Source organism: Roseovarius sp. M141 (assembly GCF_024355225.1).
Classification (GTDB): domain Bacteria; phylum Pseudomonadota; class Alphaproteobacteria; order Rhodobacterales; family Rhodobacteraceae; genus Roseovarius.
Genome location: NZ_VCNH01000008.1, coordinates 235,321 through 260,026 on the forward strand (window position 1 = coordinate 235,321; position 24,706 = coordinate 260,026).

Annotated in this window: 23 protein-coding genes, 1 tRNA gene and 4 pseudogenes; 16 read left to right on the forward strand and 12 right to left on the reverse strand. The window is 61.6% G+C overall.

Annotated features, from left to right (window positions below; translation table 11 throughout):
- Window positions 1-62 precede the first annotated feature (62 nt).
- The 6 genes and pseudogenes from FGD77_RS05215 to FGD77_RS05240 all read left to right on the forward strand — a co-directional run.
- Complete coding sequence (locus FGD77_RS05215) at window positions 63-335, forward strand: hypothetical protein (protein WP_255007065.1); 273 nt, start codon at window positions 63-65, stop codon at window positions 333-335.
- Between the two features lie 73 nt (window positions 336-408).
- Window positions 409-1,629 (forward strand): annotated as a pseudogene (locus tag FGD77_RS05220) (IS3 family transposase).
- 190 nt (window positions 1,630-1,819) lie between these two features.
- Window positions 1,820-2,341 (forward strand): annotated as a pseudogene (locus FGD77_RS05225) (IS630 family transposase); the annotation flags it as partial.
- A 125-nt stretch (window positions 2,342-2,466) separates the two neighbouring features.
- Window positions 2,467-3,834 (forward strand): IS5 family transposase, encoded by a 1,368-nt coding sequence (locus FGD77_RS05230; protein WP_255007067.1) that lies wholly within the window; start codon window positions 2,467-2,469, stop codon window positions 3,832-3,834.
- 20 nt (window positions 3,835-3,854) lie between these two features.
- Window positions 3,855-4,430: pseudogene (locus FGD77_RS05235) on the forward strand (IS630 family transposase); the annotation flags it as partial.
- 107 nt (window positions 4,431-4,537) lie between these two features.
- Window positions 4,538-4,793: pseudogene (locus FGD77_RS05240) on the forward strand (transposase); the annotation flags it as partial.
- A 40-nt stretch (window positions 4,794-4,833) separates the two neighbouring features.
- On the opposite strand, the gene FGD77_RS05245 reads toward FGD77_RS05240, so the two are convergent.
- From FGD77_RS05245 to FGD77_RS05270, 6 genes are all read right to left on the reverse strand, one after another.
- On the reverse strand, window positions 4,834-5,022 hold the full coding sequence (locus FGD77_RS05245) for a hypothetical protein (RefSeq protein ID WP_255007069.1): 189 nt from the start codon (window positions 5,020-5,022) through the stop codon (window positions 4,834-4,836).
- A gap of 997 nt (window positions 5,023-6,019) precedes the next feature.
- Window positions 6,020-7,312 (reverse strand): DUF6538 domain-containing protein, encoded by a 1,293-nt coding sequence (locus FGD77_RS05250; protein ID WP_255007071.1) that lies wholly within the window; start codon window positions 7,310-7,312, stop codon window positions 6,020-6,022.
- Between the two features lie 153 nt (window positions 7,313-7,465).
- Window positions 7,466-7,542, reverse strand: a tRNA-Arg gene (locus tag FGD77_RS05255).
- Window positions 7,543-7,605: 63 nt separating this feature from the next.
- Complete coding sequence (locus FGD77_RS05260) at window positions 7,606-8,985, reverse strand: sensor histidine kinase (protein WP_255007074.1); 1,380 nt, start codon at window positions 8,983-8,985, stop codon at window positions 7,606-7,608.
- A 19-nt stretch (window positions 8,986-9,004) separates the two neighbouring features.
- On the reverse strand, window positions 9,005-10,423 hold the full coding sequence (locus tag FGD77_RS05265) for an NAD(P)/FAD-dependent oxidoreductase (RefSeq protein ID WP_255007076.1): 1,419 nt from the start codon (window positions 10,421-10,423) through the stop codon (window positions 9,005-9,007).
- 4 nt (window positions 10,424-10,427) lie between these two features.
- Entirely contained in the window at window positions 10,428-11,159 is a 732-nt protein-coding gene (locus tag FGD77_RS05270; RefSeq protein ID WP_255007078.1) for a TVP38/TMEM64 family protein, read from the reverse strand.
- 290 nt (window positions 11,160-11,449) lie between these two features.
- Here FGD77_RS05270 and rpmH point away from each other — a divergent pair, with 290 nt between their 5' ends.
- The 3 genes from rpmH to yidD are packed head-to-tail and all read left to right on the forward strand — an operon-like array spanning window position 11,450 to window position 12,263.
- On the forward strand, window positions 11,450-11,584 hold the full coding sequence (gene rpmH / locus FGD77_RS05275; RefSeq protein WP_012177012.1) for a 50S ribosomal protein L34: 135 nt from the start codon (window positions 11,450-11,452) through the stop codon (window positions 11,582-11,584).
- Between the two features lie 23 nt (window positions 11,585-11,607).
- Window positions 11,608-12,045, forward strand: a complete 438-nt coding sequence (rnpA, locus tag FGD77_RS05280) for a ribonuclease P protein component (protein ID WP_255007080.1) — start codon at window positions 11,608-11,610, stop codon at window positions 12,043-12,045.
- Window positions 12,042-12,263 (forward strand): membrane protein insertion efficiency factor YidD, encoded by a 222-nt coding sequence (gene yidD / locus FGD77_RS05285; protein ID WP_255007082.1) that lies wholly within the window; start codon window positions 12,042-12,044, stop codon window positions 12,261-12,263. Before rnpA ends, yidD begins: the two co-directional genes overlap by 4 nt.
- A 34-nt stretch (window positions 12,264-12,297) precedes the next feature.
- On the opposite strand, the gene FGD77_RS05290 is transcribed toward yidD, so the two are convergent.
- Window positions 12,298-12,810, reverse strand: coding sequence for a superoxide dismutase family protein (locus FGD77_RS05290; protein WP_255007084.1), 513 nt, complete (start codon window positions 12,808-12,810; stop codon window positions 12,298-12,300).
- Between the two features lie 97 nt (window positions 12,811-12,907).
- Between FGD77_RS05290 and ttcA the strand changes: the two genes are divergently transcribed.
- The 7 genes from ttcA (at window position 12,908) to FGD77_RS05325 (ending at window position 20,298) form a co-directional block, all read left to right on the forward strand.
- Window positions 12,908-13,786, forward strand: a complete 879-nt coding sequence (ttcA, locus tag FGD77_RS05295) for a tRNA 2-thiocytidine(32) synthetase TtcA (RefSeq protein WP_255007086.1) — start codon at window positions 12,908-12,910, stop codon at window positions 13,784-13,786.
- A gap of 57 nt (window positions 13,787-13,843) precedes the next feature.
- The gene (locus FGD77_RS05300) at window positions 13,844-15,400 is read left to right on the forward strand and encodes a bifunctional diguanylate cyclase/phosphodiesterase (protein ID WP_255007088.1); all 1,557 of its coding nucleotides are present in this window, start codon (window positions 13,844-13,846) and stop codon (window positions 15,398-15,400) included.
- Window positions 15,401-15,514: 114 nt separating this feature from the next.
- A complete protein-coding gene (gene yidC, locus FGD77_RS05305) occupies window positions 15,515-17,356 on the forward strand; it encodes a membrane protein insertase YidC (RefSeq protein ID WP_255007090.1) in 1,842 nt (613 codons plus the stop codon).
- A complete protein-coding gene (locus tag FGD77_RS05310) occupies window positions 17,353-18,099 on the forward strand; it encodes an MOSC domain-containing protein (protein WP_255007093.1) in 747 nt (248 codons plus the stop codon). Before yidC ends, FGD77_RS05310 begins: the two co-directional genes overlap by 4 nt.
- Window positions 18,099-18,752 (forward strand): ribosome biogenesis GTP-binding protein YihA/YsxC, encoded by a 654-nt coding sequence (gene yihA / locus FGD77_RS05315; RefSeq protein ID WP_255007103.1) that lies wholly within the window; start codon window positions 18,099-18,101, stop codon window positions 18,750-18,752. The genes FGD77_RS05310 and yihA overlap by 1 nt, the downstream gene beginning before the upstream one ends.
- Before the next feature lie 53 nt (window positions 18,753-18,805).
- Window positions 18,806-19,666 (forward strand): acetylglutamate kinase, encoded by an 861-nt coding sequence (gene argB, locus FGD77_RS05320; protein WP_255007105.1) that lies wholly within the window; start codon window positions 18,806-18,808, stop codon window positions 19,664-19,666.
- Window positions 19,663-20,298, forward strand: coding sequence for a ferredoxin (locus tag FGD77_RS05325; protein WP_255007107.1), 636 nt, complete (start codon window positions 19,663-19,665; stop codon window positions 20,296-20,298). Before argB ends, FGD77_RS05325 begins: the two co-directional genes overlap by 4 nt.
- A 316-nt stretch (window positions 20,299-20,614) precedes the next feature.
- On the opposite strand, the gene FGD77_RS05330 is transcribed toward FGD77_RS05325, so the two are convergent.
- From FGD77_RS05330 to crcB, 5 genes are all read right to left on the reverse strand, one after another.
- Window positions 20,615-21,634 (reverse strand): amino acid ABC transporter substrate-binding protein, encoded by a 1,020-nt coding sequence (locus FGD77_RS05330; protein ID WP_255007109.1) that lies wholly within the window; start codon window positions 21,632-21,634, stop codon window positions 20,615-20,617.
- A 179-nt stretch (window positions 21,635-21,813) separates the two neighbouring features.
- The gene (locus FGD77_RS05335) at window positions 21,814-22,548 is read right to left on the reverse strand and encodes an ATP12 family chaperone protein (RefSeq protein ID WP_255007111.1); all 735 of its coding nucleotides are present in this window, start codon (window positions 22,546-22,548) and stop codon (window positions 21,814-21,816) included.
- On the reverse strand, window positions 22,545-23,225 hold the full coding sequence (locus FGD77_RS05340) for an HAD-IA family hydrolase (protein WP_255007113.1): 681 nt from the start codon (window positions 23,223-23,225) through the stop codon (window positions 22,545-22,547). The genes FGD77_RS05335 and FGD77_RS05340 overlap by 4 nt, the downstream gene beginning before the upstream one ends.
- Window positions 23,222-24,265: an RluA family pseudouridine synthase gene (locus tag FGD77_RS05345; RefSeq protein WP_255007114.1), complete on the reverse strand. Its 1,044-nt coding sequence runs from the start codon at window positions 24,263-24,265 to the stop codon at window positions 23,222-23,224. Before FGD77_RS05345 ends, FGD77_RS05340 begins: the two co-directional genes overlap by 4 nt.
- The gene (gene crcB, locus FGD77_RS05350; RefSeq protein ID WP_255014093.1) at window positions 24,262-24,639 is read right to left on the reverse strand and encodes a fluoride efflux transporter CrcB; all 378 of its coding nucleotides are present in this window, start codon (window positions 24,637-24,639) and stop codon (window positions 24,262-24,264) included. Before crcB ends, FGD77_RS05345 begins: the two co-directional genes overlap by 4 nt.
- Window positions 24,640-24,706 lie beyond the last annotated feature (67 nt).

Here is a 24,706-nt window from a genome sequence, read left to right on the forward strand (position 1 = left end):
GTCTCCCTTGTTGCAGTAAATGCTATCAAAGGAGCGGCACTAAAGCGCGACAGGTCCAGTATGTGTCGCTGAGTGACAGCACAAAGGCGACATATCGGCGCGAGATCGAACGGTTGCGCGATGAGCATGGGCACCGGCTGGTCGAGCAGATGAAACGTCAGCACGTTGTGAAGCTCTTGGAGCCGCTGACAGATCGGCCCTCAGCTCGCAACAACCGCCTGCGGATGTTGCGCATGTTGCTCAACCACGGCGTTGAAATCGGCTGGCGGCCTGACAATCCAACGGCGGCGATCAAGAAAATGCGCACCGGGTCGCAGGGGTTAGAGGTGGCCTGACAAATCTGAACAGTTGAGTTAGGTGGATTTTCTGCTCCCAATCCGGCAGCTTTGTCGGGATTAAGGAGCGAAGATGACAAGACGTCCCAGACGGAACCACAGCCCAGCCTTCAAGGCGAAGGTCGCATTGGCGGCGTTGAAGGGCGACAGAACGATGAGCGAGCTGGCGACACAGTTTGATCTGCATCTATTACCGGCAGTGCATTCGCACAGCGAATGTCATGAGAGGCCAACCAGATCAAGCAGTGGAAGGACCGGCTCCTGGACGGCGTGTCAGATGTGTTTGACGATAAGCCCAATGCGTCGAGGGAGCCGGAGATCGATGTCAAATCTCTGCATGCGAAGATTGGCCAGCTAGCGCTGGAAAATGATTTTTCAGAAGGAGCGCTCGACAAGGCCGGTCTGTTGTCCCGCTGCCCGGCAGGCGATTGCATAGCAATCTGCCGAGAGGGAGCGCAAGGAAATGACGGACCCGAACCACAGGCTGAGCCTTACACGGCAGGCTAGGCTTCTCGGGATCAGCCGAGGGAGTCTCTACTATGAACCACGCCCGACCAGCGACGCGGACCTCAAGCTGATGCGCCGGATCGACGCGCTGCACATGGAATATCCGTTTGCTGGCAGTCGGATGATGAAGGGCCTGCTCAGGCAGGAAAGCTTCACCGTCGGGCGGCTGCATGTCGCGACCTGCATGAAGATCATGGGCATCGAGGCGCTCTATCGCAGGCCAAACACGTCGAAACCGGCACCCGGCCACAAGATATATCCCTATCTGCTGCGCAAACTGGCCGTGACCCGCCCCAATCAGGTCTGGGCGATGGACATTACATACATCCCAATGGCCCGAGGGTTCGTCTATCTGGTTGCGGTTCTGGACTGGTTCAGCCGCAAAGTGCTGGCCTGGCGGCTGTCGGTGACGCTGGAAACCGCACCGTGCCTGGAGGCTTTGAATGAAGCCATGCGCAGATATGGCAAACCGGAGATCATGAATACGGATCAGGGGTCACAGTTCACATCCATCGACTTCATCAAGGCGCTGAAGGACGCCGACATCCAGATCAGCATGGACGGCAAAGGGGCCTGGCGCGACAACGTCTTTGTCGAACGCCTCTGGCGGAGCATAAAATACGAAGAGGTCTATTTGCACGCCTACGACAGCGTGTCGGCAGCCCGCAGCGGCATTGCCCGCTACCTGACGTTCTATAACACAAGGAGACCGCATTCATCGCTGGACGGGCAGACGCCCCATCAGGCATATCACATCAAGCCGCAGCCAATCCCGGTGGCGGCATAACCGAGCGGGAAATCCACCAAGAAACGGCGCGGAACTGTTCAGACACACCGAACCACCTCTAAGTATCAGTTGAAACTCAGATCAGGTCTCCAAAGCAAAAGGGCTTTAATATTGCGGTCCATATTTAATGCTAGTCACCCGGAACCAAATTTGCCATCATTGATATGAGGCAAATTTTGGGGGGTACGGCATGCGGGGTCGGGCATCTGTTGCGATTTCACTCAGCGATGAGGAGCGCGGTTTTCTGGAAGCGCAGTTGCGCAGGCACAAGGCGGCGCGGTCGCTGTCCGACAGGTGCCGGATCGTGTTGAGGTGCGCTGACGGCCTGACCAGCAAGGAGATCGCCGCCGAACTCGGCCATTCCGAGCATACGGTCGGCAAGTGGCGGCGGCGGTTTGCCGAGCAGCGCATCGAAGGCCTTTCTGACGAGTATCGCGCGGGCCGCCCACGAACGATCTCGGACGAACAGGTTGCCGATGTGATCAAACGAACGCTGGAAACCACGCCAAAGGATGCAACCCATTGGTCGATCCGGTCGATGGCCGAAGAAATCGGCCTGTCACACACCACGATTCGCCGCATCTGGAACGCCTTTGGGCTGCAGCCGCACCGCGCTGAAACCTTCAAGCTGTCCACCGACCCGCTGTTCGTGGACAAGGTGCAGGACGTGGTCGGCCTCTACATGTCGCCGCCGAACCGGGCTATCGTATTGTGTGTAGTCCAATCTGAACAACTTCCAGACATCTGATTTTGCTGGGAAACAGGTCGATTTTGTTGAGTCATAAGTGCAGGGTTTGGTATTGTGTGGGCAGAAACTCTGCAATTATGAGCCGTGATATGAAGCCGCGAAAACCGCCCCCGGAACAAGACGATCTTCTGCGCGCCCGATTGGTCGAGATGATCGACATGCGCCATGAGCTGGTGAAGCTGGCCGCCCTGATTGACTGGGACATCTTCGAGCGGGAATGGGCCGGGTTCTTTCCGTCCCATACCGGCCGCCCGGCGACGCCGCCGCGGCTGGTTGCGGGGTTGTGCTACCTCCAGCATGCCTTCGCGCTCTCGGACGAGGCGGTCGTGGCCCGGTGGGCCGAAAACCCGTATTGGCAGCATTTCTGCGGCGAGACGTTCTTTCAGCACCGCCTGCCAATCGACCCGTCGTCGCTGACCCGGTGGCGCAAACGGATCGGCGAGGAAGGTGTCGAGTGGCTGCTGACCCAGACGATCGAGGCCGGGAAACGCGCCGGGGCGGTGAAGAGCGATGACCTCAAGCGGGTCACGGTGGATACCACGGTGATGGAAAAGAACATCGCACACCCGACGGATGCGCGGCTGTATGAGACGGCGCGGCGCAAGCTGGTCGGGCTGGCCCGCGAGGCCGGGATCGGCCTGCGCCAGAACTACAACCGCCTCGCACCCCGGCTGGCCGGCCAGGTGGGCCGCTATGCCCATGCCCGCCAATTCAAGCGGATGCGCAAGGCACTGCGCCGTCTCAAGGGCTACACCGGTCGCGTGCTGCGCGACGTCGAGCGGCAACTGGACAAGGTTCCGGAAGGGGCGTTGAGGGCGCGCCTGGTGGAGATGATCGTGCTGGTGAGCCGGCTGCTGGCGCAGAAGCCGAAGGACAGGGGCAAGCTCTACAGCCTGCATGAACCGGCGGTGGACTGCATCTCCAAGGGCAAGGCGCACAAACGCTACGAGTTCGGCACCAAAGTCAGCGTGGCCACGACCAACCGAGGCGGCTTCGTGGTCGGGATGCGGGCGCTGCCGGGGAATCCCTACGATGGCCACACGCTGAGCGAGGCCTTGGAGCAGGTCGAAATCCTGACCGACCAGCGGCCCGAGATGGCCTTTGTCGATCGCGGATACCGTGGCCACGGCGTCGAGAATGTGAAGGTCTTCCTCAGCGGTGCCAAGCGTGGCGTAACCCGAACCATCGCCAGGCTCCTGCGACGGCGAAGCGCAATCGAACCGATGATCGGCCACATGAAGAACGACGGACGCCTGACGCGAAGCCCCTTGAAGGGAACCGCCGGAGATGCCCTCTTCGCCGTCCTTTGCGGCTGTGGTCACAACATTCGCATGATCCTCAGGCACCTTAGGGTCCTTTTGTCTCAACTGATTTGGCTGATCTGCCAAGCATGCATGATCGTTCACGCGGAAATGGCACGTGATCGAAGAGGTCAGGGCGGCAAACTGGCAACCTGATGGCGATGTTCAGGACGGACTGTGTAGATGAAAAATCCCAGATTCAGGCGCTGGATCGCGAACAGCCGGTGTTGCCCATGGCCCCCGGCGTGGCCGAGCGGAGAACCCATACCTACACCCGAAACGGCACGACATCGTTGTTTGCCGCCCTCGACATTGCCACCGGAGCGGTGATCGGGAAGTGCTACAAACGCCACCGCGCGACGGAGTTCCTCGACTTCCTCAAGGAACTCGACCGCAGGATACCCAAGGGGCGGGACGTGCATATCGTCATGGATAACTACGCCACCCACAAGACGCCGGGGGTCAAGGCATGGCTGGCGCGCCGCCCGCACTGGCATGTGCATTTCACACCGACATCGGCAAGCTGGCTGAACCAGGTCGAACGCTGGTTTGCCGAGTTAACCCGCAAACAAATCCAGCGCGGCGTTCACCGCTCTGTCGCGGAACTCGAAGCCGATATCGCCGCATTTATCGATGCCCACAACGAGAACCCCAAGCCCTACAAATGGGTCAAGTCCGCCGACGAAATCCTAGCCTCCGTCAAAAGGTTCTGTCAGAAAACACTGGCAGGAACTTCAGATTCAGGTGACTAGGCTCTGGACCCATTGATTGGCTTGAAGCTACGAGTCCTTGATGATTCAAGCTCCCGGAGTGATGGGGGGTGCTGATGAGCAATTTTTACGGGCTGAGCGAAGATTAGATAGCGCGGTTTCGGCCATATTTTCCGAAGAGCCATGGGGTACCGCGTGTCGGTGACCAGCGCGTTCTGAGTGGCATTATCTTCATAAATCGCAATGGGTTGCGCTGGCGCGATGCTCCCCGGGAGTATGGTCCGCACAAGACCCTCTACAACCGCTGGAAACGGTGGAGCGACATTGGGGGTGTTCGCGCGAATCATGACGGGCCTGGCCGCCGAGGCACCCGACCACAAGACAATCTCGATTGATGCAACCTATCCGCTGCCCGACAGGGGTTTGCCTACAAACCACGAGAGGGTCAAAGCACACCGCACGGCCTCGAGCCTGAGATCCTAGAGCGCGCCGTCGCGCGTCGATCGAGCAGGTAGCTCGAGACGCTGAGACCCGCCTCCTCGGCTTCGGCCTTCACGGCCTTCCATTCGGCATCGGTCGCTGAGATTTCGCGCCGCTTCACCTTCATACTGTCGTGTTTGCGTGGACGTGCCATCCGCTCCTCCTTCGGGGATCAACATGGCTCCAGCGGGTTTTACCCCCGGCGTTAGAGGAGCCTTGATGTCAAGATCAACGAGGACCGTGAAAATCGAAAATGCTAATTTTGAGTATCTGGCATCAAATCCGACTTCCTCAAAAGGGAGCGCGGCGCGTTTCCTTTACAAGCAAGCGGAGCTTAGGTCGGGCAATGTTAAGTCAAACGTGAATCTTGCAGATTTCCCATATTTTTCCACAGGTTAATTGCCTTCAGAGGAAGTTAGGTCACCCTGCGGCAGACGGGTTCTGGTAGATGCCACCAGCGGCGGCAGATCCGCGCGTCGGCTTGGACACGCAATGTAGGGCATGGCTCATCTCAAACATTGCCAGCCCCATGCCCAGCTGAGCGGCAGAGTGATCCCCAATTGTAATAGGTGCGCGCTCATCAACTGCGTCGGCAGCCGGGCCGCTCCATGGCCGCACATCAATAATGTACCCCTGCCTGCAGCCCCGGTTGATCGTGTCTTGGGCGGATAGAGGGCATCGCGGTTTCAAATCTCCGAAAGCGGCGCTCTCCCAAGCGCGAGTCTTCCGTATTTTTGCCATAGTTTTCCACAGGTTTGACGCTCCGACCCGGATTTAGGAGGCGCAATCATGATGCCGTCTGCGGTAATGTAAACCCAGCCCGGTCCCACAGACCTCACAACCAGACACATCAAGAACGCCCCCGCTTTCAACAGCTTGCGGCGCACGGAGACGGCACGCCATGGCGCGCAAGCGGAAGACATACATGCAGAGGGAGTCACTGCCAACAGCATTGCCTTCCACCGCTGCATCTTCCGACGCCGTTCATATCACGCGCATCGAAGCCGCAATGTCCAAGATCGCTCGCGCCCTCCCTCATGATCCAGCCCTAGGCCCTGTGTGGGCACGATTGGAGGAAATGCGTGCAGAGGCCGTGACAAGACAGGCAAAAGAGACAAAGGCTCAGATCAGCGCCCGCACGTGCTGGCAGCTCAGAACGAGATGCTGTCCAACAGTGCCGCCATGTCTGCCAGCGGCAAACCCGCACCATAGCGTTCACGGTTGATATCATGCCCCATGAGGTCCGCTTTGACACGCTCCGGGAAGTTGGCCTTCAGCATCCGGCCTTCAAATGAATGGCGCAGACTGTAGATAACATGATCCTCTGTCTCCATCAGGCCGTTGTTGCGCATGTATTTGAGTTGGATACCGGATAGCGATGACGGGGTATCGCGATACCGTGGAAACCCATTGGAAAACTTCCGGGCGGCCTCCAGGGCGACACCGACAAGTGGAATGTCGCGAACAGCTCTCTTGGTCTTCACCACACGCCCGTCTGCCCGAATCTGAATATGCGGGGTGTTTGCACTCAATGCGATACGCTCAGGCATGAGGGTCGCGACTTCGGAAGGACGTGCTCCTGTATTTACGCAAATCAATAGGATTGCGCGCGCTTCATCGTTGAGCCCATCGAGCGCTCGGAGAGCAAGAATCTTGTCCTGAATCCACTCCGAGGAAAACGGCGGCGGCGAAACCGGATCGACTTTCGGTAGTCGCCAATTGCGCTTGGGGATGGGCAGAATCAGATCCAACCCCAAACCGTCCATCACCGTATGAAGGGCGTTGGTTAGTTTATCAAAGTCCTTGTTCGCCGTATTGTTGGAACGGTCCTCAAGATCGACTTTTTCAATCCAGAAAGACCGGAACGATAGAAAGTCGTCCCGCCTGACGGCGGTCAACGCACCGTCACCGTTTACCGCAATCCAGCGGTTAATCGCCCGCTTGAATGGATTTTCCCACTTCCTGATCTGGTCGCGGGATTTTCCCAATCTTCGGTCCGGCGTCAACTTGTAAAACTCCTTCCAGATCTCGGACATAAGGAGCGGAGGATCTTCGACCGTCCCCATCAAGGCTTGAACTTCGATCGGGTCGAAGCTGCCGTCTGTTTCCGTGATGGCATCTATCCGATTCAACAACGTGTCGTCAGGAAGATTCGCAACCCGCGACACCGGAAGATAGTTGTAGCCCCGTCCCTGTGCCACCTTGCGGACTGCCTCATATGCAATACGGGCATCCGCGGACCGCCCATCAAGCTTGGCCTGCCAATGGTCAAGCTGCGCCTGCCAGACGCCAGCCGCCTTGTCCCGTGCTAGTCGGTGGGAGTCCGTTTCAAGTGAGATTGACACGATACGTTTACGGGTCTCGACGGGTTCAAACCGCTTCGGGATGCGCCTCACAAGATACCAGACACCGCCCCGGTTGGTCAGCTTCAAGTCTTTTTGCATCGCGAAACCCCATGACATCGGCTCCACACTTATAGACCAATGTCATGCAATTTGTCATGCGAAACGTCATGCAAATAGTTAGAGTCAAGACGCAAGAATCGCGATATTATCTATTGTATTCAGATGCTTACCTGGATTTTCAGGGGGAAATTGTGGCGGACCGAGGAGGATTCGAACCCCCGACCCCCTGATTCGTAGTCAGGTACTCTATCCAGCTGAGCTATCGGTCCACGCGGCAGGGATTACCGGCTGGGATTGGGCTTTGCAAGAGGGGATCGGCAGAAAATATGGCGCTAGGCCAGATCACCTTTGGGCAACACGATCAGGAACGACGTACCGCCCTCTCCGGTGTGCTCCAGCGTCAGGGTGCCGCCGTGGCCGCGGACCAGTTCGGCCGAGATGGTCAGGCCCAGCCCCGATCCTCCCTTGGTCGCGCCGCCCTGGAAGGGGGTGAACAGATGCTCGCGCGCCTTGGGCGGCAGGCCAGGGCCGGTGTCGCTGATACGGATCAGCACGGCATCGTCGGTGTCGTCCGCCTGAACAGAGATTTCGCCGGGTTTACCGCTTGCTACGATGGCCTGACGGGCGTTGCGCACCAGATTGGCGATGACACGGTACAGTTGCTCGGGGTCCGCGCGCAGCTGAAATCCCGCGCGTACATCTTCGGAGAAGCTGATATCGACATCCCCTGCCGACAGCCGTTCGCTGTCGATTACGTCCGTCACGATATCCAGCAGGGCGAACCGTGACAGGCGCGGCGCCGGTTCTTCGGCCTTGCCATAGGCCAGCGTCGATTCGCACAGGTTGACGGCACGGCTGATGGAATTGACCAGCTTGGGCGCCATGCGTTTGACCATCGGATCCTGTGACGTCTCCAGCCGGTCGGTGAACAGTTGCGCGCTGGTCAGGATGTTGCGCAGATCGTGGCTGACCTTGGCCACCGCGCCGCCCAGGCCGGCCAAACGCTCCTTCTGGCGCAGGGCGCTGATCAGCTGGTTCTGCATCAGGGCCAGCGTTTCCTCGGCCTCGCGCAGCTCGGTTATGGACGAGCCCGGCACCATGACGCCGCGCGCGTCCTCCGGGGCGCCGGCATAGGTCTTCATCGAGGTGACGACGCGGCTGATGGGCCGCACGAGAAACACGCGCACGGCAAGGAACAGCATAACCGCGGTGATGATGGAAATGACGGCAGACAGCACCAGAATTCGCAGGCCATAATCTATCATCGCGGTGCGCAGGGTGCCCGTCTCCATCGTGACCTCGATCAGCATGCCGGCACTGCGCACGGGCGAGCCGATCACGCGTACCACCTCGTCGCCGCGACGCCATAGCCGCATCAGCGCATCGCGGATCAGGGTCACCGCACCGGCATCGCGCAAATCAAACGTCGCCGCGATGGCCGAGGGCAGCGGTGACGACAGCACCAGCTGGCGCGCATCATTGCGGCGCAGGACGACGTTGTAGACGCCGGCATTGGCCAGCAGCTCTTCTTCCAACTCGGGGCTGATGTCGTCGCCGGCCAGCCGGGCAAGCGATGCGATCTGCGCGCGCTCCAGCCTGGACAGCAGGAAATCCTCGCGAAAGCGGGCGATCGACGGCACAAAAATCAGCACCTCGGCCAGCATCACGAAGATCGCCGTCAGGATCAGAAAACGGCCGGAGAGTGTGTTCATCTGCCGCCTCGCCCCTTGCCTATGGCAGCCAGCGCTGAACCGCGCGCACCGCGCGCTTGACCCAGACGCTGTCAAACAAACGTGGGCTGAAATAGGCGCCGGCGGCACGCTTGTTCACCTCGCCGAGTGTTGGATAGGGCGCGACCATGGCTGCAATCTGGCTCATCTTCATGTCGTTTGCCAGCGCCAAAGCCCACAGATTGATCAACTCGCCCGCTTGCGCCCCCACGATCGACGCGCCGACGGGGCGCCCGCGCACGACCATCACCTTGATCAGCCCGGCTGTCTTGCGCTCGGCGATGGCGCGGTCGTTCTCGGTGTATTCGTGCCGCACCACCTCCAGCCGGGCGCCGTGTTTCTCGCGTGCCTCGGCCTCGGTCAGACCGACCTGCGCCAGCTCGGGTGCGGTATAGGTGGCCCATGGGATGTGGCTGGTCTTTGCCTTGGCAGGCAGGCCCAGCACGGCCGAGCGGATGATGATACCCGCGTGATACCCCGCAACATGGGTGAATTGGAGGCCGCCCGCCACGTCGCCAATGGCGTAAACGCGGCTATTGGTGGTCTTCAGCCGCTCGTCCACCTTGATGCCACGTTTCGTCGTCTCGATACCCGCCGCAGTCAGGTTCAGCCGGTCCACGTTGCTCTTGCGCCCCACCGCCATCAACAGATGCGAACCTTTGAACACGCGCCCGTCCCTGGTTTCGACCTCGATGGCACCCGCCGTTCCGCGGATTTCACTGGCCAATGCATCCTCGGCGATCTCGACCCCCTCACCGCGCAGGGCATCCAGCACAATAGCGGCGGTTTCAGGGTCGTCATTCAGCAGCGCCTTGGCGCCTTCGATCACCGTCACGGCGCAGCCCAGCCGCCGATGTGCCTGCGCCATTTCCATGCCAATCGGCCCGCCGCCGACGATCAGCAGATGTTCGGGGCGCTCGCGCAGATCGAACAGCGTCTCGTTTGTCAGGTAGGGTACGGTATCCAGACCGGGAATGGGCGGCACCAACGGGCTGGACCCGGTGGCGATCACGATGCGCCGCGCGGTAATAACGACCTCCCCCGCCTGCACTTCGCTGCCCGAGATAAACGCGCCGTATTCCTGAATGACCTTCACCCCCAGCCCCTTGAACCGCTCGACGCTGTCGTTGGGGGCGATGGTGGCGATAACGTCCTGCACATGTTGCATGACGGCCCCGTAATCCACATCCGGCACAACATCGGCCACGCCAAAGCGGCTGGCATGGGCCTGCGCATGGGCCGACTTGCCCGCCGCGATCAGCGCCTTGGACGGCACGCAGCCGTAATTCAGGCAATCGCCGCCCATCTTGTGCCCTTCCAGCAGCACGACGCGCGCGCCCATCTGCGCCGCCCCCGCCGCAACTGACAGGCCGCCCGATCCTGCCCCGATCACCAGAATATCCGTTTCGATGTTTTTCATTGGCCTAAATACCCTTCTTCTGGCGAAACGCCTTCAACACGATCGGCAGCGCGGCCAAGGCGCTGAGGCCCAGAAGCGGCCCGATCACCTGCGGCTCCCAGAGCAGGCTCAGATCCGGGCTACCACCCCGGTCGAACACCTCACCCAACCCGACGCCGATCCATGTGAACACCAGCGCGCCGGGGATGATCCCCAGCACCGTCGTCAGCACAAAGTTGCGGAATTTCACGCCAACCAGCGCCGGCAGCAGGTTCGCCACGAAAAACGGCACCGCAGGCACCAGCCGCAACAGGAACAGAACGCTGATCTCATTCTCGTTCAACCCGTCCTTTATACGCTTCAGCGTACCGTCGCTTGCCTCCATCTTGGCGGCCAGCGACTGACCCAGCCCCATGCGGGCCGCCTGAAATATCGCGATGGCGCCCAGGGATGCCGCGACGACGTTAAACGTGGTTCCCCATGCGATCCCGAACAGGAACCCCCCGGTGACCGACGCAACCGCCGCGCCGGGCAATGAAAACGCAACGATCAGAACATAGACCCCGATGAACACTGCCACCATCATCGCAAAATGCGCATCCCGATACGCCAGCAGCGCCTCGCGATTCTCGCGCAGCGTCTCAAAGCTGAGGTAGTCCCGCAAGGTGAACGCACCAATGGCCGCTATCAGAACGATCAACGCCAGCGGCGCGTGGCGCAGCACCGGATGCTTGCGGGTCGGGCCGGCCTTTTGCATGGAAATTCCTTTTCTGATACGCCTGCCTTCCTAGATGACCCCATCCCGGCCCGCTGAATAGCCATATCACGCGCCATTGATCACCTGTGACCACGGAGGCCGCTCCTAGGCGTACTTGGGCGTCCTTTGTAACATCGCGGCGGCGGGCGCTGCGATTTTGTTGCAATAAATGGCTGGCCGGGGTTTGACTTGGGTAAATGCCCCTACTATAGACCGGGCTTCGGATATACCCGGATGCTGCGCGATTCCTCAAGAACGCGTCCATCCGCACAAAGTTTGGAGACGGAGCGATGAAACGCACCTTTCAACCCTCGAACCTGGTTCGCAAGCGGCGCCACGGCTTTCGTGCGCGCATGGCCACCAAAGCCGGTCGCAAGATCCTGAATGCGCGCCGCGCCCGTGGCCGCAAGTCGCTGAGCGCATAAGCGCCTGTAGACTGGACGACGAGATGACACCGCCGGAGGCCCCCGTTCCATCGACCGGGTGCACGTCCCCGGCGGTTTTGTCGTGTCCTGTTGCCACAGATCAGGCGCAACGCCCGCTGACCGTGCTGAAAACGCGCAAGGATTTCCTGCGCGCGGCCCGCGCCGGTCGGCAAGGCACCGCCTCGATGATGGTTCAGGCCCGCCGCCGCCCCGATACCGAGGTTGCAGAGGGCATTCGCGTTGGCTTTACCTGCTCGAAAAAGGTTGGCAACGCAGTGGCGCGCAACCGTGCCAAACGCCGCCTGCGCGAGGCCGCCCGCGCGGTTCTGTCTGACAAGGGTCTTCCCGGTTGGGACTACGTACTGATAGGCCGCGCAGATGCGACGGCCTCGCGTCCGTTTGACGCGCTCAAGGGCGATTTGGCCTATGCCCTGCGCAAACTTCACCAACCTCCCAAATGACCCCGCTGGCGTGGTGCCTTGCGCTGCCGGTGCGTGGCTATCGTCTGATCTTCAGCCCATGGGTGGGTCATGGTTGCCGATACCATCCGACATGCAGCGCCTATGCGCTTGAGGCGCTTGCGCGACATGGCGGTGTCAAAGGCGGGTGGCTGACGCTGCGACGCATCGCGCGGTGCCACCCGTGGGGCGGATCGGGCATCGATAATGTACCCGACTGAGACGACCTGACTGACGCGCCTGCAAGCGCATCTGTTACTTGGTCTGCGTGATCACACCGCAGGCTACGCGCCCTCCGGCCCCTGCATCTGTCTGATAGGTGTCGGCATTTTCATGAATCACGATGGCCGATCCGTCTTCGTCCATCAGCGGCGCCGCGCCTTCCGCCACCGTCAACCGGCTGCTGTAGAATTCGGCCATGGCCGTGCCATCCGATCCTGCGTGGATGTTGGGCAAATCACCCGCGTGGGCGCCGTCTTCGGCCAGCTGGCCATGGCCGTTGCCATCCGGCGCATAGTGATCGCCCGCAGCTTCAAAACCTTCCTCGCAAGAGCCGACTTCGTGCACGTGAAGGCTGTGCCAACCGGGGGTGAGGCCAGACAATTCGGCGTGAAACAGCGTGCCGGCTGACCCTTGGCTGATGATGACATGGCCGACGTCCTGCCCGTCCTGCCCCTTAAGCATCGCCATTGCGCCGGGCTGCGCGCTGGCGCTGCTGGCGATTACCCCGGCCATGGCTGTTGCCATCATCAATCCTGAGCGGGTCATGGAGTCTCCTTTCATGATACATTCACGCCGACAACGCGCCACCGCAAGGCAACGTTCCCCCCTTGTTTGGCCGCCATGTGTGGATTACAGCAAGCCCATGCTGGATGATGCCGACGACATTCACCCGCTCTTTTACGGGGCGCCCCGCAGTACGGAATTCCGCAAGCTGCGCAAACGCATCGTGCGCCTCGCGCGCGAGGCGGTGGACCAGTACGGCATGGTCGACCGCGAAGGTCCGCGCGCGCGTTGGCTGGTGTGCCTTTCGGGCGGCAAGGACAGCTATACGCTGCTGGCCGTCCTGCACGAGCTGCAATGGCGCGGCATGTTGCCGGTCGATCTGCTGGCCTGCAATCTGGATCAGGGACAGCCGGGATTTCCGGCGACGGTGCTGCCTGAATTTCTGGAAAAGATGCAGGTAAAGCACCGGATCGAGTATCAGGACACCTATTCCATCGTGGTTGACAAAATCCCGGCAGGGCGCACGTTTTGCGCGCTTTGCTCGCGGCTCAGGCGCGGCAATCTGTACCGCGTGGCGCGCGAGGAAGGGTGCAGCGCAGTCGTGCTGGGCCATCACCGCGACGATATCCTCGAAACGTTCTTCATGAACCTCTTTCACGGCGGGCGCCTTGCCACGATGCCCCCCAAACTGGTCAACGAGGAGGGCGATCTGTTCGTCTTCCGGCCCCTCGCCCATGTGGCCGAGGCCGATTGCGAGCGATTTGCGCGCGCGATGAACTATCCGATCATCCCCTGCGATCTGTGCGGCAGTCAGGACGGGCTGCAACGCCAGCAGGTCAAACAGATCCTCGACGGATGGGAGGCGAACAGCCCCGGGCGCCGTCAAGTGATGTTCCGCGCATTGATGAACGCGCGGCCATCCCACCTTCTGGACCCTCAGCTATTTGATTTCGCCGGGCTTTCCTTGGGGTCTGTAAAAAGCGATGAAAATTTTGGGGATGTTCCACGTTTGCGTTAAGCGACTGTTGATAGGGCGTTCGTAGGGTGGCCGGGCAATCTGAGAAGGCGCTGCCCGATGTCCCTGCCGTTCCGACCGTTACTGACTGCCCTGCGTGCCAGCCTGCGCGAGATGCAGACTGGCCCTGCGATCCTTGCGTTCCTGCCTGCGCTGGTGCTGTGCGGCTTCTGGCTCGGCGGCGAAGATATGCTGATCATGATCGCGCTCGGCTTTCCCATATGCCTCGCCTTTTCAGGCGTATTTTGGCCCACATTATTCAGTCCCCGTCGGTCGCCCGCCTCGGAACCGGGCGAAGAAGGATTCGATCAGGCGATCAACGCGGCGGTCCGCAATGCGGTGGAAACGTCGCGCCGAACGGGCTGCATCTTGCTGGAACTGGACGAGTACGACGCCTTGCTGGGCAGGTTCGGCGACGGCACGTGCGATGCAATGATGACGCAACTGACAGACCGCCTGCGTTCGGCCCTGCGCAGCCGCGATGCGGTCTTTCGGGTAGAGCAGAATATCTTTGCCATCTGCGTGGCACCGGTGCGGCAACTGGACCTCGGCGACATGCTGCACATGGCCGGTCGCCTGCAATCCACGCTGGAGGACCCCATCGCCATCGACGGCGCGACCGCCTATGTCACCGCCTCTGTCGGCCTTGCCATCGACACCGGGCTCAAAGATGCCAGCACGCAGGACCGGACCGGACCGGCCCTGCTGAACGCGACCATCATTGCCCTGGCCGAGGCACGCCGCCACGGGCCATCGGCCACCCGCGCTTACAGTCGCGACATGACGCGACCATCGACCACCTGCGATGCCGATCTGATACGCGAAGCCGCTGAGGCGCTGGAAAACGGCCAGATTCAGCCGTGGTATCAGCCGCAAATCTCGACGGATACAGGCCGCGTCAGCGGCTTCGAGGCGCTTGCGCGCTGGTCGCACCCGGTACGCGGCCTCATTTCCCCAGCCGAATTTCTGCCCGCCCTCCAGCAAGGAGGCAAAATGGAGCGATTGGGCGAGGTGATACTGTATAACGCGCTGGCGGCGCTGAAATCATGGGACGCGGCCGGGCTGGACGTGCCGCATGTCGGCGTCAACTTCGCCCCCGAAGAACTGCGCAATCCGGGCCTCGTCAAAAAAATCGAATGGGAATTGGACCGCTTCGGGCTGTCGGCTGACCGATTGGCCGTCGAAATACTGGAGACTGTCGTCGCATCATCGCCTGATGACACCGTTGTGCGCAACATTGCCGGGCTATCGCGGCTGGGTTGCCAGATCGATCTGGACGATTTTGGCACCGGGCATGCCTCGATCTCGTCCATCCGGCGGTTTGATGTACAGCGGCTGAAGATCGACCGGTCGTTCGTGATGAAGGTCGACCGCGACCCCGAACAACAGCGCATGGTCGCGGCGATCCTGACCATGGCCGAGCATCTGGGCCTTGCCACGCTGGCCGAAGGGGTCGAAACATCGGGCGAACATGCGGTGCTGGCGCGGCTGGGCTGCGGCCATGTCCAGGGCTATGGTATCGGGCGTCCGATGCCGCTGGACCAGACGGCGGACTGGATGCATGCCCACCTCGCCAAGCTGACGGCTGTGCCGCCAATTCGCCGCCGGATCAGTTGAAGAACGCGATGAACCCTGTGCCGGATGGACGCTTTGCCCGGAATCTCCTTGACCTTTGGGGCCGCACTCTGTTGAACCACCCGTGACTTCCCAACAGATGAGTGGCCTCCAGGAATGGACGATCAGAACAAGAACCTAATTCTCGCCACCGCGCTGAGCTTCGTCGTGATCATGCTGTGGTTCGTGCTGTTCCCAGCCCCGGACGCCCCCCCGGAGGATGTCAGTGCGCCTGCCGCAACCAGCCAGCCAGCAGATGGCCCCGCGGTTGAGCCGGGTATCGCTGCCGCACCCGGCGTGGCTGATGGCACCCCCGGCGCAGCGCCCGACGCCGACAACACCGACCTACAGGTCGCGGATGCACCGCGCGTCGAAATCGACACGCCCAGCCTGAAAGGCAGCATTTCGCTGCAGGGCGGCCGCATTGATCAGTTGTCGCTGAAAAATTATCGCGAGACGATCAAGCCCGACTCGAAAATTGTCGATCTTCTGTCGCCCGTCGGGAGCGATGCGCCCTATTACGCCCTGTTTGGTTGGGCGCCGGGCACTGGACTGGACCGCGACCTCGTACCGGGCGCGAACACGTCCTGGCAGGTCGAGGATGGCGCGATTCTGACGCCCGAAACGCCTGTGACGCTGACCTGGGACAACGGCGCAGGCCTGCAATTCACCCGCACCATCTCGGTCGACGACAAATACATGTTCGACATCCAGCAATCGGCCCGCAACACCGGAACCGACACGGTGTCGCTGGCGCCATACGGCATTCTGGCGCGCCACGGATTGCCCAAGGATCTGAAGAGTTTCTTCATCCTGCACGAGGGCGGCATCCGTATGGCCGACGGCGAGTTGACGGAAACCGATTACGACGATTTCGACCCGGCCAACAATGTCCGCACCATCGCGGTCGAGCAGAACGGCTGGACCGGCATAACCGATCAATACTGGATGACGACGCTGATTCCGCGCGACACGGGCGGCTTCAACGTCACCACGCTGCATGATTCAGCGCGCGATATCTACCAGACCACCACACGTATGCCGACCCAGACCCTCGCCCCCGGCGAAAGCGCCAGCACCCGGTTGGAGGTGTTCGCCGGTGCCAAGGAATGGAAGACGATCCGCGAGTATCAGAACGATGACGGCGTCGACAGATTCGTCGATTCCATCGATTGGGGCTGGTTCTTTTTCCTGACCAAGCCGATCTTTGCCGTCCTCCACTACCTGAACAACATGATCGGCAACATGGGCTGGGCCATCATCGGCCTGACGCTGATGATCAAGGCGCTTTTGCTGCCGCTGGCCTACAAATCATACGTGTCCATGGCGCGCATGAAAGAGCTGCAGCCGAAGATGGAAAAGCTCAAGGAAGAGGCCGGCGACGACAAGCAGAAAATGCAAAAGTCGATGATGGAGCTTTACAAGAAGGAAAAGGTGAACCCCGCATCGGGCTGCCTGCCCATCCTGCTTCAGATCCCGATCTTCTTCTCGCTCTACAAGGTGATCTTCGTCACGCTGGAGCTGCGCCATGCGCCGTGGCTGGGCTGGATCCAAGACCTCAGCGCGCCGGACCCATCGTCGATCCTGAACCTGTTCGGCCTGCTGCCCTACGCGGCCCCCGGCGCCGATTCGCCGCTGGCCATCGTTTCGCTGGGTGTGCTGCCGATCCTTCTGGGTATCTCGATGTGGCTGCAGCAAAAGCTGAACCCGACACCGAACGACGCCACGCAAAAGATGATCTTTGCCTGGATGCCATGGGTGTTCATGTTCATGCTGGGCCAGTTTGCCAGCGGCCTCGTGCTGTACTGGATCGCGAACAACACGATCACCTTTACGCAACAATATGCGATCATGCGCAGCCAAGGCTACAAGCCTGACGTGTTCGGCAACATCCTCGATGGGTTCAAGCGCAAGCCGAAGACCGAGGCGCCGGGTAAGACGACCAAGGGCGATAAATGACGGCGCGCGTGGGCGCGATCTGGCGGCACCCGATCAAGGCCCATGGTCGCGAGGCGCTGGGCCGCGTGATCCTGACCGAAGGGGAAACGATCCCGTGGGATCGCCGCTGGGCCGTCGCCCATGAACAGGCCCGCGTCAGCGATACGGGCTGGGCGCCATGCCAGAACTTCACCCGCGCAGCAAAGGCGCCGCAACTCATGGCGATCAGCGCGGTGTCGGATGAAGCAGCCGGCACCGTCACGCTGCGCCACCCCGACCGCCCCGATCTGACGTTCGATCCGGACGGCGACGCGCAGGCGTTTCTGGATTGGGTCCGCCCTTTGATGCCCGAAGACCGGGCAGCACCGGCGCGCCTCGTACAGGCAACGGACCGCGGCATCACCGACAGCGATTTTGCCTCCGTCAGCATCGTCAACAGCGCCTCAAGCCGTGATCTTTCGGAGAAGATCGGGCAGGATCTGGATCTGACGCGCTGGCGCGCCAATATTGTTCTGGACGGTCTGGCCCCCTGGACCGAGCGGGAGTGGATCGGCAAAACGTTGCATATCGGCGGTACCAAACTGGAGGTGCGCGAGCATATCGTGCGCTGCCTTGCCACCGCCGCGAACCCGCAGACGGGCGAACGGGACGCCGATACGCTGGGCGCGTTGAAGACATATCGGGGCACTCAGGAATTCGGCGTTTACGCCGTTGTAATGCAGGGCGGCGAGATCGCCGTTCAAGACACCGCAGAGGTTCTGTGATGGAAACGCTTCCCTTCCCCATTGCGGATGAGCCCGAGCAGGATGCCGCCGAGCGGGGCCGCATCCTGTTCGCGGGCGAAACGGATTTCCTGAAGGGCGTCGTCGCCATGTCGGGCCTGCCCGAGGCGGACCGGATCGAGGTCTGCTTTGCCGGCCGTTCGAACGTGGGAAAATCGACGCTGATCAACGCGTTGACGGGCCGCAAGGCACTGGCGCGGGCATCGAACACACCGGGCCGCACGCAGGAGGTGAACTTTTTCACCTTGGCCGATAGTCATTACCTCGTCGATCTGCCCGGCTATGGTTATGCCAACGCGCCGCTACCGGTCGTCGAAAAATGGCAGGCGCTGCTGAAACGCTACCTGTCAGGGCGCCAGAACCTGCGCCGCGCGTTCGTGTTGATCGATACGCGTCACGGCGTCAAAGCCGTGGATCACGAAATCATGTCACTGCTCGACAGCGCAGCAGTCACGTTTCAGGTGGTGCTGACCAAGGCGGACAAGCTGCGCGGCACGGCACTGGACGATATCCTGACACAGGTGCGCGGGCAGCTTGCGCGCCATCCAGCCGCCTTCCCCGAGATGATCCTGACCTCCAGCGAAAAGGGCGAGGGCATCGCCACGCTGCGCGCCACCATTGCTGATCTGGTCTGAGCCTTGCGCACCGCGCCGCGAGTGGGGATAACGGACCGAGGATGGATCAAACGATGAAGCAACGTGACATGAACCGTGACTGGATTTCGACCGCCCGCACCCTGAGCGAGGCCCTGCCCTATCTGCAACGCTACGACGAGGCGATCGTCGTCATCAAGTTCGGCGGCCACGCGATGGGTGACGACGCAGCGATGGAGACATTCGCGCGCGACGTCGTGCTGATGCGGCAGGTCGGCGTGAATCCGGTGATCGTGCATGGCGGCGGCCCCATGATCAACGAAATGCTGGAGAAACTGGCGATCCAATCCGACTTCGTGAACGGCAAACGGGTGACAGATGAGGCCACGATGGAAGTGGTGGAAATGGTCCTGTCGGGCCGCGTGAACAAGCGGATCGTGCAGGCGATCAATGCGCAGGGCGGGCGCGCCGTGGGTCTGTCGGGCAAGGACGCGCATCTGGTGACATGCGATCCGGCCGATCCCGCGTTGGGGCTGGTCGGCGTGCCCAGCAAGATCGATCCGGGCATTCTGCAAACGCTGTTCCGCGACGATGCGATCCCGGTGATCGCCCCCCTTGGCGCAGGCCGAAATGGCGAGACCTACAATATCAACGGCGACACGATGGCGGGCGCCATTGCGGCTGCGCTGAAGGCTGACCGCCTGCTGTTGCTGACCGATGTCGACGGGGTGCGCGATGCCGATGGCAATGTGATCACCGACCTCAAGGCGGATCAGGTGCGCGCGATGACCGCCGATGGCACGATTTCGGGCGGCATGATCCCCAAGACAGAGACGGCCCTGCATGCAATAGAGGGCGGCGTGCGGGCGGTCGTTATTTTGGATGGCCGCGTGCCCAACGCGCCGCTGCTGGAGCTGTTCACGGACCATGGCGCAGGCTCGATGATCCGCGCATGAACGCGCCGGATTACGATGACATCGTCCGGGCCGCCGCCGGGCATTGCCTCGATGTCATGGGCGGCGTGCATGAGGATGACGGCACAGTAATTCTGCTGGGGCCCTCACCCGGTTTCTGGCCGATGATGATCGCCACCCCGGAAATGCAGGACGGCGCCCCCGACCCTATCGATCGCTGGTCGCGGCGGGTGATCGGCGATCTTGCATTGGCACTGGGGGCCGAGGCGCTATTTCCATTTGGCGGGCCGCCGTATTTGCCGTTCTTGCGCTGGGCGGTGGAGTCGGGCCGCGCATGGCAAAGCCCGGCGGGGATGCTGGTGCATGACGTTGCCGGAATGATGGTATCCTATCGCGGCGCGCTGCGATTTTCGCAGAAAATCGTGCTGCCTGCGACGGGACGGTCGCCCTGCGAGACTTGCGCGGATCAGCCCTGCATGACCGCGTGCCCGGTGGATGCGCTAAGTGCCGCACGGGGCTATGACGTTGCGGCCTGCCATGGATTTCTGAATACCCAGGCAGGCAGGGATTGCCTGTCTGAGGGCTGCAAGGCCCGGCGTGTCTGCCCGGTGTCGCAGACGTTTGGGCGCGATCCCGAACAGTCGGCGTTTCACATGACGTATTTCCACCGCTGAGCCGGGCGTAGCGCCGCGCCCGGTGGCCATTCGCGTCAGCGCCCTAAAACTGCCTCAGAAACGGCTGCGTGCGTTCGGATCTGGGGTTGTTGAAAAACGCCTCCGGCTCGGTTCTGTTCTACGATCTGGCCCTGATCCACGAAGATGATCAGTGATCGCCCCAACAACGCACCCCCGCAAATACCTCGGCTGGAAGAGACCCGCCGAGGTATTCCGCAAAAGGGTGTCGGAGGAAGTAGAATAAGCCCCTACCCTGACGTCAACAAGAATCGCGATTCAAGTATCCTGTACAGCTCTGCCCTTGGGGCAGATATATTTAGCGGAAGGGGGGCGCATACAGCAGGCCACCATCCGTCCATTGTGCGTTCAAACCGCGCGCCAGACCGATGGGTGAGGCTTCGCCGATGTTCTTCTCAAAGATCTCGCCATAGTTGCCGCCGGCAATGATCGCATTCTTGGCCCAGTCCGCGGTAAGGCCCAGCTGCTCGCCCAGATTGCCCTCGGTGCCGAGGATCCGGTTGATTTCAGGTACGTCGCCGACCTGCGCCGACAGCTCGACAATATTGGCACTGGTGATGCCCAGTTCCTCGGCGGCGATCAGCGCGTTCAGCGTCCAGCGGACGACATCGGCCCACTCGCTGTCGCCCTGGCGAACCAGCGGCGCAAGCGGCTCTTTCGAGATGATTTCTGGTAGCAGGATATGCTCGCCCGGCACTTCGAATGTGGCCCGGATCGAGGCCAGACCAGACATGTCGGCGGTATAGGCATCGCAGGCGCCGACCAGATACTCCTTCTGGCCCTCTACGTTGCTCTCGACCGCCAAGCGTTTGAAACCCATATTGTTCTTGCGGAAATAATCGGCCAGATTCAGGTCGGACGTACTGCCGTTCAGAACGCAGATCGTCGCGCCATTCAGATCCTTGGCAGACGTAACGGGCATTTCCTTTGGGACCAGGAACCCCTGACCATCGTAATAATTGACGCCGACGAACTCAAACCTCTCGTCAACATCGCGGCTGAACGTCCATGTCGTGTTCCGCGCCAAAAGATCAACTTCCGTCGTGGACAATGCGTCAAAGCGCGTCTTGCCGGTCGTCGGGACAAATTTGACAGCGTTGCGATCGCCCAGCACCGCAGCGGCAACCGCCCGGCAGATTGCCACGTCAAAGCCCTGCCATTCATCGTTCGCATCCTGCGCGGCAAAGCCCACAAGCCTTGTCGTGACGCCACAATTCAGCGTACCACGCGCCTTCACATCATCCAGCGTCCCAGCGCCAGAGGCCCCGGCGGAAAGGCAAACCAATGCCAGCGCGCCGAGAATTGCAGATTTGTTCATCGTTACTCTTCCTGATTTTTCACACTTCATAATCGAGTGGATTTTTTTTGGCGTGCACAGACCAAGGAAAAACAGCAAGAACAGGCCCACACAGTGCGGCACAGTCTGGCGGAGTTTACTCTTCTAGGTCAAGTATCGCATGATCAAAAGTAGTTGCCTATTCACCCCTTGACCCCAAGTTAGGTAGGGGTTGACGGGGCACTGGCTTCACCCAGAAGCAGGAAAAATTCCTTAGAGTGTAAAAACGCCGCGCGCTTGACGGCGGCCATGTCCTCGGCCTCTTCGTCCGCGCCCCACAGTTCGGCTTGCCATGCCTCGTCAAGACGCGAGACTTGCCAGAGCGTTGCGATGTCCCGTGCATCTGCCTCTGCCGCCAGCCCGATGATCAGCGATCCCGACAACGCCACCAGATCATGCAGCGCGGCAAGAGCGAACGGATCGTGCGCATGGACACGCGCGCGCAATGCGGCCAGCGCCGCAGGATCCTGCGCCTCGGGCATTACGCCCGTGACCGGGCGTAGCCGCACGCCCAGCGCCGAATCGGCCCAATCCAGCAACGGATCCCATTCCTCGGACTGGCGCAGGACCAGTTCCTGCGGGTTGGTGGCGCGGTAGCACAGCAGATCCGTCCCGCCATAGGCGGCGATCATGTCGGCCACTTCGCCGTGCTGATGTGCGACCTTGTCGATGGCGGCATTGGCCGAGCGGGTCATCGGCATGGCGCGCGGATCTATCCGCTCGCCCACGGCGTCCCACTCGGCGGCGATGGCAGCAGCCAGCGCGCGGGTCGGCACGGCCAGCGGCATCTTTGCCGGTGTTTTCACCGCGCGGCCATCCAGCGCGATGCCATAGCCCGTTTCCGCTTCGGTAACGGTCGCGCCCGTCCAGAACCTCTTGGCGGCCCACTCGGTCATGCCGGCACGCCCCACATTTGCGCAAGGCAGCCGGGCAGATCGGCCCAACCGGTCAACATGTGGTCGGCCCGCAGATCGGCGGCGGGGTGATATCCCCATTCAACGCCGATGCAGCGCAGACCGGCCGCGCGGGCCATGTCCATATCGTATGTCGTGTCCCCGATCATCACCGCATCGCGCGGGTCTGTCCCCGTCTCGGCCAGCGCGGTGTGCAGCATGGCCGGGTGAGGTTTTGACGGGTGATGATCGGCGACCTGCTCTGTGACAAACAGGCCATTCAGGCCGTGCCCCTCCAGCAGTTTGTCCAGCCCGCGACGCGATTTGCCGGTGGCGACACCCAGCAGCAGATCATTCCGCGCGGCCAGCGCCTCCAGCATGCCGCGCGTGCCGGGAAACAACGGCGAGGATTGCGCCGCGCCCGCCTGCGCGCGCAGGCCCATGTAGCTGCGCTTGTACCCTTCGACGAGGGCATCATGCGCAGCTGGCCCAAGATCCGGTGCAAGCCGCGCCATCGCCACATCCAGCGACAGCCCGATAATGCCTATGATCGCCGCGCGGTCAGGCACGGGTGCGCCAACCTCGGCAAAGGCGTGGTGCATGGACGCGACGATATCGCCCTGACTGTCGACCAGCGTACCATCCACGTCGAAAATGATCAGGCGCAGCGGTGCCGTCATTCCAGTCCCTCGAACGGATCGGCGGGCACGTCGGCGGGCGACCATTGGAAGGTGTCCCAGGTATGCTGCATATGCGCTGGCAGCGGCGCGGTCAGATGCAACATCGCGCGCGTCACCGGATGCTCGATCTTCAGCGAGCGGGCATGCAGATGCAGCTTCTTGCTGATGTCGCCGCCCAGTTGCGCGCCCCAGCCATCGCCCAGGTTTTCCTGCCCCGAACCGCCATATTTGCCATCGCCAACCACCGGATGCCCCAGCTCGGCCATATGCGCACGCAATTGATGGGTGCGGCCCGTAACCGGCACCAAGGCGCACCAGGATGCCCGCGCGCCCACCGCCTCCAGCACTGCGTAATCGGTGGTGGCGTGTTTCGCGCCGGGGGTGTCCTCGACATCGCGCGGATGCAGGGCGTGCATCTTTTCGCCCTCGCCCTTGGCGCCGTGGCCGAGCGCCTTGACCAGACCGAACTTGATCGTGCCCATGCGCGGCGTCGGCACACCGGCAACGGCGGCCCAGTACAGCTTGCGGGTGTTGCGATGGCGGAACGCGGCGGTCAGCCCCTTGGCCGCCTCGCGCGTGCGGGCCAGCACCAGAACGCCGGAGGTATCCTTGTCCAGCCGGTGCACCAGCCGCGGCTTTTCTTCCATGCCAAAGCGCAGGGCCTCGGCCAGACCATCAACATGGCGCGTCTGTTTCGAGCCGCCCTGCACCGGCAACCCCGGCGGCTTGTTCAGCGCGATCACGTGATCGTCACGGTAGATCACGCAGGCGCGGATCATCGCCGCGTCGGCATCGGTGACGTGGGCGCGCGCCCGCGCGTTTGCCTCGGCCGGGTCGGGCAGCGGCGGGATGCGGACGGCCTGCCCCACCTCCAGCCGCGTCGCGGCCTTGACCCGACCGCCATCGACGCGCAGGTCGCCCTTGCGGCACATCTTCTCGATACGGCCCTGCTGCAAATGCGGAAACTGGCGACGCAACCAGCGGTCCAACCGCTGATCCGTGTCGTCCTTTGATACATAGATCGTCTGAACGCCGCTCATGCCAGCACACCCCGCATTAACCATAATCCCAGCGCCAAGGCGCCAATCGACAGTCCCACTGACAGCGCGACATACAGCAGCGCCATGGCGAATTCCCCCAGTTCGATAAGAGTCAGCACCTCGAGCGAGAACGCCGAAAAGGTGGTGAACCCACCCAGAATACCGGTCATCACGAACGGGTTAAGGGCCTCATGTCCGCGCTCCAGCGACCAGACGGCAAACGCGCCCATCAGGAACGATCCGATGACATTGACCGACATCACGGCCAGCGGTAAGTTGGGTATTGCCATGCGCGCAAGCCACAGCCCAGCGCCAAAACGCAGGCTGGCGCCGATGGCACCGCCCAGAGCCACGTGAAGAAAGGTCATGAACATGGCCGCTCTGTCGCGCGGCGCCCCGCCATTGTCAAGCGCGCGGGCGGCACCCCACATGCACAAAGCT

Coding starts and splice junctions, on each gene's coding strand:
- rpmH (WP_012177012.1), top strand. CDS start 11,450: ATGAAACGCACCTTTCAACCCTCGAACCTGGTTCGCAAGCGGCGCCAC.
- ttcA (WP_255007086.1), top strand. CDS start 12,908: ATGCTGGATGATGCCGACGACATTCACCCGCTCTTTTACGGGGCGCCC.
- argB (WP_255007105.1), top strand. CDS start 18,806: ATGAAGCAACGTGACATGAACCGTGACTGGATTTCGACCGCCCGCACC.
- FGD77_RS05250 (WP_255007071.1), bottom strand. CDS start 7,312: ATGCAAAAAGACTTGAAGCTGACCAACCGGGGCGGTGTCTGGTATCTT.
- FGD77_RS05335 (WP_255007111.1), bottom strand. CDS start 22,548: ATGACCGAGTGGGCCGCCAAGAGGTTCTGGACGGGCGCGACCGTTACC.
- FGD77_RS05245 (WP_255007069.1), bottom strand. CDS start 5,022: ATGGCACGTCCACGCAAACACGACAGTATGAAGGTGAAGCGGCGCGAA.
- FGD77_RS05260 (WP_255007074.1), bottom strand. CDS start 8,985: ATGAACACACTCTCCGGCCGTTTTCTGATCCTGACGGCGATCTTCGTG.
- yihA (WP_255007103.1), top strand. CDS start 18,099: ATGGAAACGCTTCCCTTCCCCATTGCGGATGAGCCCGAGCAGGATGCC.
- FGD77_RS05345 (WP_255007114.1), bottom strand. CDS start 24,265: ATGAGCGGCGTTCAGACGATCTATGTATCAAAGGACGACACGGATCAG.
- FGD77_RS05265 (WP_255007076.1), bottom strand. CDS start 10,423: ATGAAAAACATCGAAACGGATATTCTGGTGATCGGGGCAGGATCGGGC.
- FGD77_RS05230 (WP_255007067.1), top strand. CDS start 2,467: ATGAAGCCGCGAAAACCGCCCCCGGAACAAGACGATCTTCTGCGCGCC.
- yidD (WP_255007082.1), top strand. CDS start 12,042: ATGACCCCGCTGGCGTGGTGCCTTGCGCTGCCGGTGCGTGGCTATCGT.
- yidC (WP_255007090.1), top strand. CDS start 15,515: ATGGACGATCAGAACAAGAACCTAATTCTCGCCACCGCGCTGAGCTTC.
- FGD77_RS05290 (WP_255007084.1), bottom strand. CDS start 12,810: ATGACCCGCTCAGGATTGATGATGGCAACAGCCATGGCCGGGGTAATC.
- FGD77_RS05300 (WP_255007088.1), top strand. CDS start 13,844: ATGTCCCTGCCGTTCCGACCGTTACTGACTGCCCTGCGTGCCAGCCTG.
- crcB (WP_255014093.1), bottom strand. CDS start 24,639: ATGTTCATGACCTTTCTTCACGTGGCTCTGGGCGGTGCCATCGGCGCC.
- FGD77_RS05325 (WP_255007107.1), top strand. CDS start 19,663: ATGAACGCGCCGGATTACGATGACATCGTCCGGGCCGCCGCCGGGCAT.
- FGD77_RS05310 (WP_255007093.1), top strand. CDS start 17,353: ATGACGGCGCGCGTGGGCGCGATCTGGCGGCACCCGATCAAGGCCCAT.
- FGD77_RS05330 (WP_255007109.1), bottom strand. CDS start 21,634: ATGAACAAATCTGCAATTCTCGGCGCGCTGGCATTGGTTTGCCTTTCC.
- FGD77_RS05270 (WP_255007078.1), bottom strand. CDS start 11,159: ATGCAAAAGGCCGGCCCGACCCGCAAGCATCCGGTGCTGCGCCACGCG.
- FGD77_RS05340 (WP_255007113.1), bottom strand. CDS start 23,225: ATGACGGCACCGCTGCGCCTGATCATTTTCGACGTGGATGGTACGCTG.
- rnpA (WP_255007080.1), top strand. CDS start 11,608: ATGACACCGCCGGAGGCCCCCGTTCCATCGACCGGGTGCACGTCCCCG.